At 64.9% G+C, this 15,991-nt stretch carries 8 protein-coding genes; 5 read left to right on the top strand and 3 right to left on the bottom strand.

Annotated elements, in window-relative coordinates; translation table 11 throughout:
• Positions 1-181: electron transfer flavoprotein subunit alpha/FixB family protein (locus ABD906_RS12370; RefSeq protein WP_345099712.1), on the top strand; the 181-nt coding region annotated here is incomplete at its 5' end.
• A 248-nt stretch (positions 182-429) separates the two neighbouring features.
• Here ABD906_RS12370 and ABD906_RS12365 read toward each other — a convergent pair.
• From ABD906_RS12365 to ABD906_RS12355, 3 genes are all read right to left on the bottom strand, one after another.
• Positions 430-6,879, bottom strand: a complete 6,450-nt coding sequence (locus ABD906_RS12365) for an autotransporter outer membrane beta-barrel domain-containing protein (protein WP_345099711.1) — start codon at positions 6,877-6,879, stop codon at positions 430-432.
• Entirely contained in the window at positions 6,800-8,512 is a 1,713-nt protein-coding gene (locus ABD906_RS12360) for a hypothetical protein (RefSeq protein ID WP_345099710.1), read from the bottom strand. Before ABD906_RS12360 ends, ABD906_RS12365 begins: the two co-directional genes overlap by 80 nt.
• Before the next feature lie 607 nt (positions 8,513-9,119).
• Positions 9,120-9,806, bottom strand: a complete 687-nt coding sequence (locus tag ABD906_RS12355) for a GntR family transcriptional regulator (protein ID WP_345099709.1) — start codon at positions 9,804-9,806, stop codon at positions 9,120-9,122.
• A gap of 234 nt (positions 9,807-10,040) precedes the next feature.
• Between ABD906_RS12355 and ABD906_RS12350 the strand changes: the two genes are divergently transcribed.
• The 4 genes from ABD906_RS12350 to ABD906_RS12335 are packed head-to-tail and all read left to right on the top strand — an operon-like array spanning position 10,041 to position 15,979.
• Positions 10,041-10,808, top strand: a complete 768-nt coding sequence (locus ABD906_RS12350) for a LamB/YcsF family protein (RefSeq protein WP_345099708.1) — start codon at positions 10,041-10,043, stop codon at positions 10,806-10,808.
• 46 nt (positions 10,809-10,854) lie between these two features.
• Positions 10,855-12,417: a 5-oxoprolinase subunit PxpB gene (gene pxpB / locus ABD906_RS12345; protein WP_345099707.1), complete on the top strand. Its 1,563-nt coding sequence runs from the start codon at positions 10,855-10,857 to the stop codon at positions 12,415-12,417.
• Entirely contained in the window at positions 12,414-14,168 is a 1,755-nt protein-coding gene (locus ABD906_RS12340; RefSeq protein WP_345099706.1) for an acetyl/propionyl/methylcrotonyl-CoA carboxylase subunit alpha, read from the top strand. Before pxpB ends, ABD906_RS12340 begins: the two co-directional genes overlap by 4 nt.
• Positions 14,165-15,979: an ABC transporter ATP-binding protein gene (locus ABD906_RS12335; RefSeq protein WP_345099705.1), complete on the top strand. Its 1,815-nt coding sequence runs from the start codon at positions 14,165-14,167 to the stop codon at positions 15,977-15,979. Before ABD906_RS12340 ends, ABD906_RS12335 begins: the two co-directional genes overlap by 4 nt.
• Positions 15,980-15,991 lie beyond the last annotated feature (12 nt).

The following is a 15,991-nucleotide window of genomic DNA, read 5'->3' as shown; positions in this document are numbered from 1 at the left end:
GCCGGAGCTTTACATCGCGGTTGGCATCTCCGGTGCGATCCAGCACCTTGCGGGCATGAAGGACTCGAAGGTGATCGTGGCGATCAACAAGGACGAGGAGGCGCCCATCTTCCAGGTCGCCGACTACGGCCTCGTCGGCGACCTCTTCCAGATCCTCCCCGAGCTCGAAAAGGCGCTTTGACTTTCGCGCACGCCCACCGGTTGAGAGCCGTTCGGGTAACCCTGCCCGAGACTGGTCCGGACCGGCGATGGACGTGCCCCATCAAACCTGCCAATCAGTAGTGGAAGCGGGGAGTGGAAGCCACTCCCCGCTTTCGTTTGGTAAAGGTTTCCGCAGGAACTCCGGAACGCTCCACCAGTCCGCAACCGGGGCCGGAAAGCCAACGCCCGGTCCCTGTGATGAGCTGCCGGATGCGAGCCGGGGACGAATTAGAACCTGACCGCCAGCGTCGCCCGTCCGATGACCTGCTGCTGTTCGCCATTGAACAGCGTCGACGCCCCAAGCTCAAGCGATGCCTTCTCCGACAGGCCGAACTTCAGCGAAGCATCGAGGGTGCCGAACAGGTTCTGCCCCTTCGCCTCGAGCGGGTAGGTCCAGCCATCCCCCGACATGCCGTTCAATCCGAGCCGCGTGGACCAGTCGGTATCGCCCACCAGGGCGAGAACACCGGCCCGCACCGCACCGGTGACCGGCTTGCCGCCCAGTTCGAAGGATCCACCCAGCTCGACCGATGGACGGATCGTTCCGACTGTGTAGTCGATCGCTCCGACATTCAGGCCGTAATGATCGCTGCCACGCTCGCCATAGGCATCCTGACGCAGGTGCAGGACGCCGGCGTCCAGCTGCGGTCGCAGCCAGGCTGTCTCGCCCAATGCGAACTTGTGCGAGAGATGCGCCTGGGCCGAGATCCACCGCAGATCCGGGTCTGCAGTGTGCATGTTCAAGCCCTCTGGGGTGAACACCCAGCGCTCCTGGTCGAAGCTGCCCAGGCCGCCGGAGACGGTCGCTCCCACCGCCGTCGCACCGAATTCGCCCTTCAGGCCGAGTCCGGCGTGGAAACGATGGCCGTCGCCGGAGAGGTTGCCCGCGCTGAGCGACGACCAGTCGTAACCGAGCGCCACGCTAGCCGACCAGTCTTCAGCGAAATCGAACCGGGCACCGCCGTGGAAACCGATCTCCCGGGACCTGTAGCCCAATTCAAACGCACCGGAATCGCGCCGGTTGTAAATGCCCTCGGCCTCGAACCAGCCGCAGCCGTCGGGGCCGCTCACGCGCAGACCGGCAACGCTCCACGCCGGGCAGTCCTGCAGGCGACCGGCAAAGCGTACAGCCGAATGGACCGTCGCTTCACCCGGGGCAAACAGCTCCACCGGCACGAAGCCCGCGTAGTAGGCGAGCAGGCCATCCATCGTCTCGATCTGGTGCGCCGTGTTCAGCAGGCCGTCGATGAAGCTGTGGCTTTCACCGAGCAGACCCAGCCGAAGCGAGTACAGGTTCTCCAGATGGGCGCCGAAAACCGCCGGGTTGCCGGGAACCGAAACCGCCTGGCGGTTCGGATTGTCCCACGGCGTGTAGTCGATCTCATAGGAGAGATCGATCGCTTCTCCGCCCTCCGGCAGCGTGTGTTGCGAAAGCCGGTAATGAACCACCGCCATATCCTGAACGGTCAGCGTGTTCGACGCGATGCCAGGCTCTGAGACAAAGAAGGTGAAGGTACCGGTCGTTCCGTTGACCCTGCCTTGGGTCACCGGTTTGACCGTGCCGGCCAGCCGCGGTGCGGGCGAGCCGTTGGTCACCGTGATGAGGTCATGTTCGCCGCCAACGGAGAAGTCGACCATGATCGAGCCCGGATCCGTCTGGACGAGCGAACCGCTGATCTTGGTCGTGCCGATCCGGTCGCCCTGTCCGGCCGAAATCAGGCCGGAATTGTAGAGTGTACCGCCATTGCCGAGGTTGACCGTCCCACCCATGCCGAAGATCGCTCCGGCGGCATTGGTGAAGGTGATCGGACCGGATTCGCCCTCGGCCGCCTGGGTCAGCACCGACCCTTCGATGATGCCGTTGTTCTGAACTGACAGGGCAGACCCGTTGGTGCGGATCACGTAGTTTTCTTCGCCCGTGCCCAGATGGCGGATGACACCATCGTTGATGATGTAATTCGTGGCCTTGCTGGCCTTTCCAGCGCCATCAAACAGGGCAATCGTCTCGGCACCATCCGCGGCCGTCGCCACGGTCGCGGTCTTCGCCACCTTGATGGTGATGACACCCTTGGCGTTGTCATCCGAGACCTGGGCCACAGGCTCCGGTTTGGGATCGGGATCGATCCTGTCATTGTCGCCGTCGCTCTGGGCGAGAATGGCGCGGCCACCCTTGCCCGAGGCGATCACGTTGGCATTGACGTTGATGGTGACCTTGCCGCTGGCATCACCCTTGTCCTTGCTGCCGGCCACGCTCTGGGCGATGATGCCGTGGGCGCCTTCGCCGGACACACGGATGGCGCCGTTGTTGGTGACGGTGATGTCTCCGCCCTTGCCCGGGTCACCCGCGCTGCCCGCGAAGGTAAAGATGCTGGGCCTCGAGGTGTCGCCGGATATTTGGGCGATGCCGCCGGAGCCACCCACCGACTGGGCAAGGATGCCATGGGCGCGGGCGCCAACCGTCGTGACCGCGCCCGCGGTGATGTTCAGCTTGCCGCCGTTGCCGCCCTTACCCGCGGATTGCTGGACTCCGATACCGGCGCCGATGTTCAAATGGATCCAGGAAGCGGACCAGCCCAGCTCGACATCGCCGGCAGCACCACCGCCGCCGCCGACCGACTGGGCGAAGATGCCAAGGGCGCCCTCCCCATAGGTCTGGATCGCACCCGGCAGATCGATCGTGATGTCACCGCCGTGACCACCGCTGCCGCCGCGACCTCCAACAGTGACAGCGCCCCAGAGGCCGTTTGCACCTATGCCGCCATCGCCGCCGCCGCCGCCAACCGACTGGGCTCTCACACCAAAGGCCTGCTTGCCATAGGTGGTGATCCTGCCAGTTCCCGCCACCAGGAGGTTGCCGCCATCGCCGCCAGCCCCTCCCGAGCCGCCGACAGTGACGGTCACCTCGGTGAAGGTCGGGATAAACGTCATATCATGCCAGGCCCTGCTGATCGCATCCGCGGTATCGTTGTCCCACCAACCGCGAATGCCAAGCGAACCGACACCGCCGATACCGCCACCGCCACCGACCGACTGGGCGTAGATGCCATGGCTCTGGATGCCATAGGTAATGATGTCTCCGTCGTGCATGACAATTACGTCGTCGCCGTTGCCGGCGGCGTTGCCGCTGCCGCCGATGGAAACGTCAAGCGTTGCGGTGATGTAGGTTTCGTCTTCATCGTAGAACAGGTTCCGGCACTGGTATCTACCACCGCTGAGAGCCGTGCAGACGCCATTGAAGGAAATGGTGTCGGCCGAGGCCGTGCCGCCGTCACCACCTCCGCCACCAACCGACTGGGCGAAAATGCCGGTCGAATGATCACCGACTGTCGTGATCGTGCCCGTGTTGCGCACGGTCACCACATCTCCGTCCGCCCCCTTGCCGCCGCTGCCTCCGACGGAAACGGTTATGTTGCCGTCGATGCTGCGTCTTTCCGTTGCATTCGGCTCGTTCCACTCTCCAGGAGCCGGGCTGGCAGGCATCGGGGTGGCGATCAGGTTGGCGGAATTGCCGCCCTTGCCGCCAGTGCCTCCCACCGATTGGGCATAGATGCCGCTGGAACCGCTCTTCCTGGTTGTGATGTTGCCCGCGTTTTCGACCCTCACCTGATCGGCGTCGGCTGCATCGCCACCCGAGCCTCCAACGGTGGTGTTCACGTTCCAGCCGAATTCCTGATGCCTGGTCATAATGAGGGAGTGGGTGGTGCCACCCTTGCCCCCGTCGCCGCCGACGGACTGGGCGAAAATGCCGTTGGAATCGTACCCGTCAGTGGTAATCGCGGCAGCGTTGTACACCATGACCATGCCGCCGCGGGCTCCGCTGCCGCCACTGCCGCCAACCGCCACGTTGATGTCGAAGTATTTCTCCTGGTGATGGTCATCCGACAACGTGGCCAGGTACGAATAACTGCCGGAACCGCCAGACCCGCCCACAGACTGGGCAAAAATGCCGTGCGCACCATAGTCGGCTGTCGAAATGCTCCCGTAGGCGCCCACCGTTACATTTCCGGCACTTCCGCCATCCCCGCCCGAGCGGCCAACCACGACGCTGATTTCCTTTGCGCCGTCGAGACTGCTCGTAAAGCTTCCGTTCGCCATCAGGCCGCCATTGCCGCCTGCGCCACCGACAGACTGGGCCAAGATGCCGTGCGCCTGGTAGCCAAATGTCTGGATAGTGGCATCGCTTACAACTGCGACATCCCCGCCCTTGCCGCCGCGTCCGCCATCGCTACCCACGATGACGGAGCCATTGGCCATGGCCGTCAGCGCGGCTACGTGGATTGCACCCTTGCCGGTGCCACCGCTACCGCCGATCGATGATGCCTCGATGCCGCTCGAATATTTGCCCAGGGTGACGATCGTCGCGAGGTTGGTGACGCTCACCGCACCGGCCGTACCGCCGCTGCCAACCTCATCGCCGCGGCCAAGCGTTACACTAAGATCAATGGCCGTATAAACCTCACCCGAAATCGCGAGGCCAACCGTGCCGCCTGACCCGGCAACGCTGATAGCTTGGATGCCCTCGGAAAGATTGCCGGCAGTTCGAATGCTGCTTCCAGCGGCCGTGGACACTGTGACAGTACCGGCCGAGCCACCATTGCCGGTGCGGTAGTCACCAACATTGATGTTGGCGGATCCAGCACTTTTCACCGTGCCCGCGAGCACCAGCGTTCCGGAGCCACCGCCGCCGCCGACGCTCATGGCCTTGATACCCTTGGATTCGACGCCGGCGGTGTTCACAGCACCGTTGAGCGAGACGGTGACGTCACCTCCGTTGCCGCCATCCGCGCCCCCTGCGGAGAGGGCCATATTCACGTTCCACTTGGAGACGATGTCCACCGCAGCGGTGGCACTGGCTGCACCGCCGCCTCCGCCAACGCTCATGGCTTCAATCGCTGTCGAGGCATCTCCGCGGGTTGAAACATCACCCGCAATCACGTGGACGGCATCAGCATTGCTGCCCCTGCCGCCCGAGCCTCCGACCGCCATCGTGAGCGACCCGCCCAACCACTGTACTCTTTGTGCGCCCGCGACGGCGAGAACCAGTCCGGAATGACCGCCACCACCGCCGATTGACTGGGCAACAATGCCCGCCGCGCTCTTGCCCGTTGTGGAGACGCTTCCTGTCTGTTGCACGAACACCCGTCCCGCAGAACCGCCGGCCCCACCCTTCAAGCTGATACCGAGATTGATATCGCTCTGTTCCGTATAGCCGGTACCCGTGAGCACCATTCCGGACGCACCACCGCCACCGCCGATCGACTGGGCAACGATACCGGCGGAGTAATCACCCGACGCCGCGACCACCCCGGTCTGCTGCACGGATACGTCGCTTGCCGAACCGCCCCCACCGCCGTTGCCACCGATCGCAATCTGCAGGGCGCCGTGGGCACTGATAAACGAGCCAGCCATCGCCATGCCGCCCCATCCACCCCCGCCGCCAATCGACTGGGCAACAATGCCCGCCGAACCGCGGCCAGTGGTAACGATATCCGCCGCCTGACGAACCGATACCTTTCCGGCGGAGCCGCCAGAGCCACCCGTGCCACCGACGGCAATGTTCGCGGAGCCGTACACGGTCACGCTGCTTTCAGAGAGCCCCGCTCCGGCCGTACCACCACCACCACCAACGCTCTGGGCAAGAATGCCCGCGGAAAGGTCGCCAGCGGTCGTGATCACGCTGCCCCAGTTAACGGTAACTTCACCACCCTTGCCCCCGCGACCGCCCGAACCGCCGAGCGACAAGTCGATGCTGGCGTAGTAGGTCGCTTCGGATGCGCTGACAGCCCAGCCACCGGAGCCACCGCCGCCGCCGACCGACTGAGCCACAATGCCGGAAGAGAGGTGCCCTTCGGCCGACAGCGCCCCGTAACCCGAGACTGTCACAGCCGCACCATTGCCGCCATCCCCGCCTTTGCCACCAACGGAGGCTTCTCCCGTCACGGGGCTGGCCAATGCCATCGCGATTGCGATACCGCCGCTGCCACCACCACCGCCAACGGACTGCGCCACGATGGCCCCGGCAAGATGGCCCTTGGTGCTGATATTGGCAGTGCCGTTCAGATACTGCACGGTACCGCCATTGCCACCTGCTCCTCCCTCTCCGCCAAGGTTGACGTTGACCACCGGGGTTACGCCGGCGCTTGCTGCGTACCCGCCAACGCCGCCGCCACCGCCGCCGATCGACTGAACCGTGATGGCATCGGCAAAATGCCCTGCCGTGGTCACCACGCCAGAGTTGCTGACCGTCACCGCGCCGCCGTTGCCACCCTTGCCGCCCTTGCCGCCGACCGCCAGGACCGATGCGGCGGAAGTATGGGCCGAACCGCCACCGCCGCCCACACTCATGGCAACGAGTCCAGCGGCCCCCTCGCCCGACGTGCTGATCGTGCCATCGTTCGTCACCGTCACCGCGCCACCATGGCCACCGGTGCCACCCTCGCCCCCGAAGCTGACAATGCCAGGCACGCTGCCGCCGTCACCGCCACCACCGCCGATACTGGCAGCATGAAGTGCAATCGCACGCGCGCCCGTTGTCAGAAGGCGGGTATCACGCTCGACCGTCACGCTGACCGCGCCGCCAGAGCCACCGGCAGAACCGTCACCGCCCAAGCCCCAGATGGCACCGCCGAAGCCCCCCCCGGCCGCCGCCGCCACCGACCGACTGCGCCTGAAGCGCATAGGCGTGGTCGCCCGCGGTCTGCAGCCTCGTGCCACTTGTCAAGGTTACGAGAACCGTGCCGCCATCACCGGCACTCTCACTGCTGCCGCCAAAGGCCACAAAGCCCCCAGCGCCACCGCCGTCACCCGCGAAGCCGCCAACTGCCTGCACGAGAATCGCATTCGACTCGCTGCCGGTCGTCGTTATGCTGCCCGTAAAGGTCAGCGTCGAGTTGCCCGACGGGCCGGGCCCCGCACCGGCGCCACCCTTGCCCTTGCCGGCAAATGAATCCGCGTTACCACCGTCGCCGCCGGCACCGCCATAGCTGCGCACCACAATGCCTTGGCTGCGGTGGCCTGCGGTGGTGATGTTGGCGGCAATGTCGGCCGTCACGTCGCCTCCACTACCGCCCTGCCCGCCATCGCCGCCATACGAATTTCCTGCGAAGCCGGACCGCGCATTGCCGCCATTGCCACCCGTCCCACCGATGCTCTCGAGCCGGATCGCCTGCTGGCTCTGCGTGGTCGACGTCATCGAAATGGAGATCATGCCGCTGCCGCGGGTGACGCTCACCGCGCCAGCATCGCCGCCGCGGCCGCCATCGCCGCCCCAGGCTGCGCCCATGTTGCTATCGGCATTGCTGCCCGTGCCGCCCCTGCCACCAAGGCTTTGCACGAGAATTCCGCTCGTGCCCGCATCCACCGTGATGGAGCCCGATCCAAGCGACAGGGACGCCGTGCCGCCATTGCCACCCCTCTGCCCCGCGCCACCGTGGGCATTGCCGCCGCTCCCGCCGCTGCCACCATGGGCCGCAGCGGTCTCGGTTTTCGCATAGCCACCGGTGCCGCCATCGCCGCCGTAGGACCCCACATGGACCACAACACCTTGCCGAGCATTAAGCGACAGAGCCGCATTGCCGATCTCGACACTGGCGTCTCCACCTCTGCCGCCGCCGCCGGCGTCACCGCCCCATGCGTTACCGAAAATGGCAGATGCTCTTCCGGCGTCACCACCCGACCCACCACGCGAGGTCGCGGTAACCACGGAATAGGTTCGACCCGCCACCGAACCGCACAGGGACAGGTCTCCTGAATCGATCTTCACTGCCACGCGGCTGCCGTCACCACCGGAACCGCCTGTCCCACCATGAGCCGAACCGGCCAAACTCGAACGGGCCCCACCGCTCTTGCCGCCGTGGCCACCGATGGCGGTCGCCCGCAGCAGAACGAGCGAGTCCATCTTGTCGGACGCGTAGGCGTCCGAAATGCTGATCGTTCCGCCGGCATAGTCCAGCGTTACGGTACCCGCCTTTCCGCCTGCCCCACCATCATGGCCCCGGGCATTGAAGTCCCACATATCGCCGTCGCCGGCCGATCCGTTGCCGCCCTGGGCGCTGACACCAAGGGCTGTGTTTCGCGCGCCATAAGCATCGGACAGACCCGTGATGGTGCCGCCCCTTCCGTCATAGTCCAGCGTCATGGCCGGCGTTGTACCGCCTGGATTGCCGTCTCCGCCCGGACTGTTCCCCTGCCAGGAAATGATGAACGGCCCCTGGACCTTGCCCGAGACCTTTCCGACCTCCATGGTCTGATACTGATTGGCATAGACAGCCGGCGCGCCGCCATCGCAATAGATGGTGCTGGCATCCTGCATCACAGTACAGGCAGCATACGCCGGCAGGCTTACAGGAACGGAAAGAGCGGTCGTCCCGAGAAGAAGATCAAACGACCGTATACGGCGCCTGCGTGCACGTATCGCGATACCCCCCGATGCCTTCATTCAGATCTTAACAATTAGCAATAGTTATCTAAGATAAGGATAATGTAAACACCTCCTGTTTACACAACCGGCCATACTCCGAGCCTCGGCTGCGACTATGGCCGAAGCTGCACAGACATGATCCTCGCAACCCGAGCCAGATGTTTTCCCGGCTGCAGTTAACAGATGAAGAGGAGTGCGGTAATCCGCCATCCCGCGCTGTCTGGCAATCAAGGCATGCGGATGCAGGCCTGTTGAAAGACGCGGAGTCAGGTCAGGCAATCGGCCAGCCGCCCGAAGTGTAGCGCTATGAAGAGGTATGCTTTCCGGAGTTTACCGGTGTGACCATAGGATACTGGTGAAGCCCCGGTACTGCTTGCAACAAAGTTCAAGGCATCCGCTTGAATATGTATTCAGGTATCCGTTACCACGCCAGCACCTCACGCTATCCATACGAAGGCTGCCGGACGTATACACTTTCAACAGACGCAGGACGCCGGCCTCAGCTTTCGATCGCCTTGGCGTAGGCCGCAAGGATGAAGCGCTCGGCCTGCAACAGGTAGGCCTCCAGCATCTTCGCCGCTTCCTTGAAATTGCCCGCCTCAACCTGCTCGATCAGCTTCTCGTTCTGGTCGACGAATGGCGCGTGAATGTACTCCGGATCCTTGAGCAAACCGAAGACCAGGCGCAGCTCCAGCGAAATGTGTGAATAGAAGGCGGACAGGCGCGGGCTGTCGGCCAGCTCCACGATCGCGCTGTGGAAAGCGATGTCAGCGCTGCCGACCGCGAGCCAACGTCCCGCCTCGCGGGAGGCCTTCGCCGCCTCGACCGCCTCACGCATCTTCCGGATGGCCGGATGACGCGGATATGCCTCGGCAAGCGCCTGGCACTCGATCAGCCGGCGGATACGGTAGATGTCGATGATCGTCGAGATGCTGGGCGTCGTGACGAACACGCCGCGGTTCGCCTCGTGCCGCAGGATGCCTTCCTTGGTGAGAAGACGGAACACCTCCCGCAGCGTGTTGCGCGAAACCTGCAGTTCCTCTGCCAGAGCCACTTCGGACAGGTGTTCCCCCGGCTGCAGCTCGCCCGAGATGACCTTTTCGCGGATCCTCGCGGCAACGGTTTCAGCCAGCGGTTGGTGGCCGGCGCTGGCGATCGGTGTCACGATCTTTGCTGGTGCTGGCATGTTACTCTCACGCTGCCGCTGGGCCCTTCCGAAAAGAGCCGGATACGGACGGTGCTCAACAGACCGCCTCCGACTCATCGGGATTATCTAGCAAAATCAGATGCGGCGTGTCGCTACCCCAATTCCATTTACAAGATTGTTGAACAGTCTGGACAAGGTTGTGGGAGATTGTTAGGGTTTGATAACAATAAGCCTCCAATCCTCAAGTACGGCTCTAGTTTGTGAGGGGCTCAATTGGCTTGTGATCTGAACAGCGACCTGGGCGAAAGCTTTGGCCCGTGGCCCATGGGCGACGACGTCGCCATGCTCGACGTCGTCAGCAGCGCCAACATCGCCTGCGGTTTCCACGCCGGCGATCCGGCCGGAATCTTTCGCACCGTGAAGGCAGCGGTCGAGCGCGGCATCGCCATCGGCGCGCATGTCGGTTACCGGGACCTGGTGGGCTTCGGCCGCCGCAACATGGAGCCGACCCGCGAAGAGCTGTTTGGCGACGTGATCTACCAGATCGGCGCACTGCAGGGCATTGCGAAGGCTGCCGGAGGCAGGGTCACCTACGTCAAGCCGCACGGCGCGCTCTACAACACCATCGCCCATGATGAGCGGCAGGCGGCCGACGTCATCCGCGCCATCCTTGCCATCGATCCCGGGCTGGTGCTGCTGGCGCTGGCCGGCGCGCCGGTGGTGGAACAGGCGCGCGCCGCGGGCCTCACGGTCGTGGAGGAAGTGTTTGCCGACCGCGCCTACATGCCCGACGGGCAGCTCGTCTCCCGCCGCCAGCCGGGCGCGGTGATCCATGACCCTGAGACAGTCGCCCAGCGCGTGCTGGTCATGGCGCGCGACGGCGTGGTCCAGGCGATCGACGGTTCGACCGTGAAGATCACCGCGCAGTCGATCTGCGTGCACGGAGACTCCCCCAATGCGGTGGCGATGGCCCGGGCAGTCCGCAAGGCGCTGGACGAAGCCGGCATCGAAGTCGCGCCCTTTGCTCCGGCCCGCCCCTGAAATGACCAACCTATCGCAGCCACCATCTGCGCCGAGGATCCGCGCCATGCGGCCGGGCGCGTTTCTTGTCGAGTTCGACACGCTCGAAGACGTAATGGCTACGAGCACTGGCCTGGCCGATCATCCCGTCGAAGGCATTCGCGAACTTGTCCCCGGCGCCCGCACCCTGCTGGTGCGCCACAATCCGCGCGAGACGAGCCCCAAGCAATTGCTCGGCCAGATCATCGAGCGCAGCCGGGAGGCTTCGGCCGCAGAGCCGGGCAGCGTCGTCGAAATTCCTGTTCTGTATGACGGCGAGGACCTGGAGGACGTCGCGCGGTTCCTCGGCTGCGACCCCGAGGAAGTCATCCGCCGGCATACGAGCACACTGTTCTCGGTCGCCTTCACCGGCTTCGCACCGGGCTTTGCCTACCTTGCCGCAAAGGACTCCGCCCTGCACGTTCCGCGGCGGCCTTCACCGCGCACGGTAGTGCCTGCCGGCTCGGTGGGACTGGCGGGCGAGTTCACCGGCGTCTATCCGAAGGCAAGCCCCGGCGGTTGGCAGCTCATCGGCCGCACCGATGTCGCCATGTTCGACATCAACCGTGAACCTGCCGCGCTGCTGCGCCCAGGCATGGGTGTCCGTTTCCGCCGCGTCGAGACGCTATCGGGCAAAACACCGTCGAAGCCAACGAAACCGGCGAACACGTCAACGTCCTCGGACCAGTGGATCGAAGTGGTAAGCGCGCCGCTCCCTGCCCTTGCGCAGGACTTCGGGCGGCCCGGCCTTGCATCCCAGGGCATCAGCCTGTCCGGTGCGGCCGACCGCGGCGCGCTTGCCGCAGCCAACCGCATCGTGGGGAACCCGCCATCCACCGCCGCACTGGAAATTCCCCCGGCACCGTTCACGTTCCGGGTGACGGGCAATCTCGTTGCCGCCGTGACGGGAGCAGCGGAAGCAATCGTCATCCGCGATACCGACGGCGAGACGGTACGCCTCACCCCGTGGACCGCGCTCGCCCTCAACGATGGCGACATGGTCACCGTCGAGGCGCCGCGGCGGGGCGTGCGCTCCTATCTTGCCGTGCGCGACGGATTTGCCTTCGAGCCGGTGCTTGGCAGCTGCTCGACCGACACGCTGGCCCAGCTCGGACCCGATCCGATCCGCGCGGGCGACCGGGTTTTCGTGAGGTCAGCAGAAATGAAGGTTGCCGTGCAGCCTTCCGCGGAGCGGCCCTTTGCCATGCCGGGGGCGGGCGAGACCGTGACGCTCGACGTTTACCTCGGTCCCCGCGACGACTGGTTCACCGACGAGGCCGTCAACCTGTTCCTCTCCCAGGAATGGACGGTCGGCCGGCAGAGCAACCGCGTCGGCATGCGCCTTGAGGGCACGCCGCTTGAACGGCGGCGGCAGGGAGAGTTGCCGAGCGAGGCAACTCTGCCAGGCTCCATCCAGGTGCCGCCCAACGGCCAGCCGGTACTTTTCCTGGCGGATCATCCGGTGACGGGTGGATACCCGGTGATTGCAACGCTAAGCGAAGACCGACTCGGTCTTGCCAGCCAGATTCCGCCAGGAGCGCGCATCCGCTTCAACGCCATAGACTGCATGAGAAAGGGCGGCAGACCATGAAAAAGGTCCTGATCGCAAACCGCGGCGAGATTGCGCTGCGCGTCGTCCGCGCCTGCCGTGACTATGGCGTGAAATCAGTGGCCGTCTATGCCGACGGGGACGTCAACGCCCTGTTCGTTCGCCATGCCGACGAGGCCTTCGCGCTTGGCGGATCGACACCGAAGGACACCTATCTCAACATTGGCAAGCTCATCGACATTGCGAAGCGCAGCGGCGCGGATGCCGTGCATCCGGGCTATGGTTTCCTGTCCGAGCGTGCCGAGTTCGCGGAAGCAGTGACTGCCGCAGGCCTGACCTGGATCGGACCTCCCGCCGACGTCATCCGCGCGCTGGGCGACAAGCTCGAGGCCCGGCGCATTGCCGCCAGGATCGGCGCGCCGCTCGCCCGTGGCAGCGAGAACGCCATCGACAGCGCGGCGGAGGCTCTTGCCTTTGCCCGCGAGATCGGCGTGCCGGTCGCGATCAAGGCAGCCCACGGCGGCGGCGGACGGGGTTTGAAAATTGCCCATGACCTTGCGGAAGTCGAAGAGCTGTTCGAATCCGCCCGCCGCGAGGCGCTCGCCGCCTTCGGCCGCGGCGAATGCTTCATCGAGCAATATCTGGACCGGCCGCGCCACATCGAGGCGCAGGTGATCGCCGACACCTGCGGCAATGTGGTCGTGGTCGGCACGCGCGACTGCTCGCTGCAGCGGCGCAACCAGAAGCTGGTCGAGGAGGCCCCCGCCCCGTTCATCACCGAGGCGCAGCGCGCCGCGATTCACGAGTCCGCCGCCGCGATCTGCCGCGAGGTCGGCTATGTGGGCGCGGGAACTGTGGAATACCTTCTCGGCGCCTCAGGCGTGCTCTCCTTCCTCGAGGTGAACACCCGTCTGCAGGTCGAGCATCCGGTGACGGAGGAAACCGCAGGCATCGACCTCGTGGTCGAGCAGCTTCGGATCGCCGATGGCTTGCCGCTTTCGATCAGCGAGACGCCCGCCCCGCACGGCCATGCCATCGAATTCCGTATCAACGCAGAAGATGCGGGCCGCGGCTTTCTGCCTGCCTCCGGCGAGATCACGCGCTTTGACCCGCCCGCAGGCCCCGGCATCCGCCTCGACAGCGGAGTAGAAGCCGGTTCAATCGTGCCGAGCACCTTCGACTCCCTCGTCGCCAAGCTGATCGTGACAGGGCAAACGCGCAAGCAGGCCATTGCCCGTGCCCGCCGTGCACTCGCCGAGTTCCGGATGGAAGGCGTACCGACCGTGCTGCCATTCCACCGGCAGGTGCTCGAAGAGGCCGATTTCGTCGGACCGGAGTTCCGCGTTCATACCCGATGGATCGAGACCGATTTCGCGGCTAAGCTTGAGGCCGAGGCCCGTCCGAAACCTGCGCGCAAACCGCAGACCCGGCGTGCCAGAGTCGAGATCGACGGCAGGATGATCGAGGTCGAGGTGCCGCGCGCCTATTGGTCGGTGTTTGGCGCCGGCGCGGATGACGGCCTCGCGGCAACGCCCGAGGCTGCGTCCGAAGATCCCGGCCGCGTACTGGCGCCCATGGCGGGCACGCTCGTCGCCTGGCGCGTGGAAAGCGGGACGGCTGTGCGGGAGAACGACGTTCTGGGCGTAATGGAAGCCATGAAGATGGAAACCCCGATCCTGGCTGGTTGCGACGGCATCTTCACCGCGACGGTCGCCGCGGGCAGTCCTGTTGGCGCGGGCGACGAACTCGGCCGTATCGTTTCACACAGCACCCAGGAGCCGACACCAGCATGACGACTTCGACGCCACTCCTGTCGATCGAGAACCTGACCGTCGCCTTCGGCCAGTCCCGGGTCGTGGAGAACCTGAGCTTCACCGTGGAGGCCGGGCAGACCGTCGCCGTCGTCGGCGAGTCCGGCTCCGGCAAGTCGATCACCTCTCTTTCGATCATGCGGCTGACCGACCATCTCGGCGCGCATTTCGAGAGCGGCAGGATAATGTTCGAGGGCCGCGATCTCGCGCAGGCCACGCAGCGCGAGATGCGCTCGATCCGGGGCAACGACATCGCGATGATCTTTCAGGAGCCGATGACCTCGCTCAACCCGGTCTTCACCGTGGGCGACCAGATCACCGAGGCGATCCTGCTGCACCAGAACATTTCACGCGCCGAGGCGCGGGAGAAGGTGCGTCAGCTCCTGGAAAAGGTTCGCCTACCGGATGCGGCGAACCTGATGGACCGTTACCCGCACCAGCTCTCGGGCGGTATGCGCCAGCGCGCGATGATCGCCATGGCGCTCGCCTGCCGGCCGAAGCTGCTGATTGCCGACGAGCCCACCACCGCGCTCGACGTGACGATCCAGGCGCAGATTCTCAACATCATGCGAGATCTCAAGAAAGAGCTTGGCATGGGCCTGATCTTCATCACCCATGACATGGGCGTGGTGGCCGAGATGGCCGACCACGTGGTCGTCATGTGGAAGGGCAAGAAGGTCGAGGAAGGCCCGGTCCGCGAGATCTTCGCCAATCCGAAACATCCCTATACCCGCGCACTGCTTTCGGCGGTGCCGCGCCTCGGTAGCATGACGGGCGAGCCGTTGCCCAAGCGCCGCGCGCTCACCGTCATCGAGGATGGTCAACCCAAAATCATAGGCGACGAGCGCGCGCAGGACACCGTGCGAAGCGATGAGCCGTTGCTGTCCGTTCGCGACCTGGTGGTGCGTTTCGACATCAAGAAGACGTTCCTCGGCAAGGTTACGCACCGGCTGAGCGCCGTGTCGAAGGTGAGCTTCGACATCTATCCCGGTGAGACGCTGGCGCTGGTCGGCGAGTCCGGTTCGGGCAAATCGACCATTGGCCGCACGATCCAGCAGCTGCAGAGGGCGCAGTCGGGCACGATCAGTTTCCGCGGCAAGAGTTTCGCCGACATGACTCCGGCCGAGCTGTTCCGCCTGCGCCAGGAAGTGCAGTACATCTTCCAGGACCCCTACGCGTCGCTCGATCCGCGCAAGACCGTGGGTTTCTCGATCGCCGAGCCGATCCACACCCACAAGCTCATCACCGATCGCAACGCGGTCAGGAAGCGCGTGCACGAGCTGCTGGAGCGCGTGGGCCTCTCCCCCTCGGTGGCCTCGCGCTATCCGCACAAGTTCTCAGGCGGCCAGCGCCAGCGCATCTGCATTGCGCGCGCGCTCGCCTCGAACCCGAAGCTGATCATCGCCCATGAGGCGCTGTCGGCCCTCGACGTGTCGATCCAGGCGCAGATCATCAACCTTTTCATGGAATTGCAGGCTGATCTCGGCCTCTCCTACCTCTTCATCAGCCACGACCTCGCTGTTGTCGAGCAGATGAGCCACCGCGTCGCGGTGCTTTATCTGGGCCAGATCATGGAGATGGGAAGCCGCCAGCAGATCTTCGAGAACCCGTCTCACCCCTACACGCGGCGGCTGCTCTCAGCCGTTCCGATCGCCGACCCGACGCGCGAGCGTCCACCGGTCCAGATCGAGGGCGAGATCCCGAACCCGGTGCGGCGCGTGGGGGACGAGCCTGCAATTGTCATGCACGACGAGATAGCCCCCGGCCACCTCGTCGCGAGAGTGCCCGCTTAACAGCTCACAGAG

The sequence above is a fragment of the Chelativorans composti genome (assembly GCF_039541695.1).
Classification (GTDB): Bacteria; Pseudomonadota; Alphaproteobacteria; order Rhizobiales; family Rhizobiaceae; genus Chelativorans; species Chelativorans composti.
This window is presented reverse-complemented; position numbering and strand designations above follow the sequence as displayed.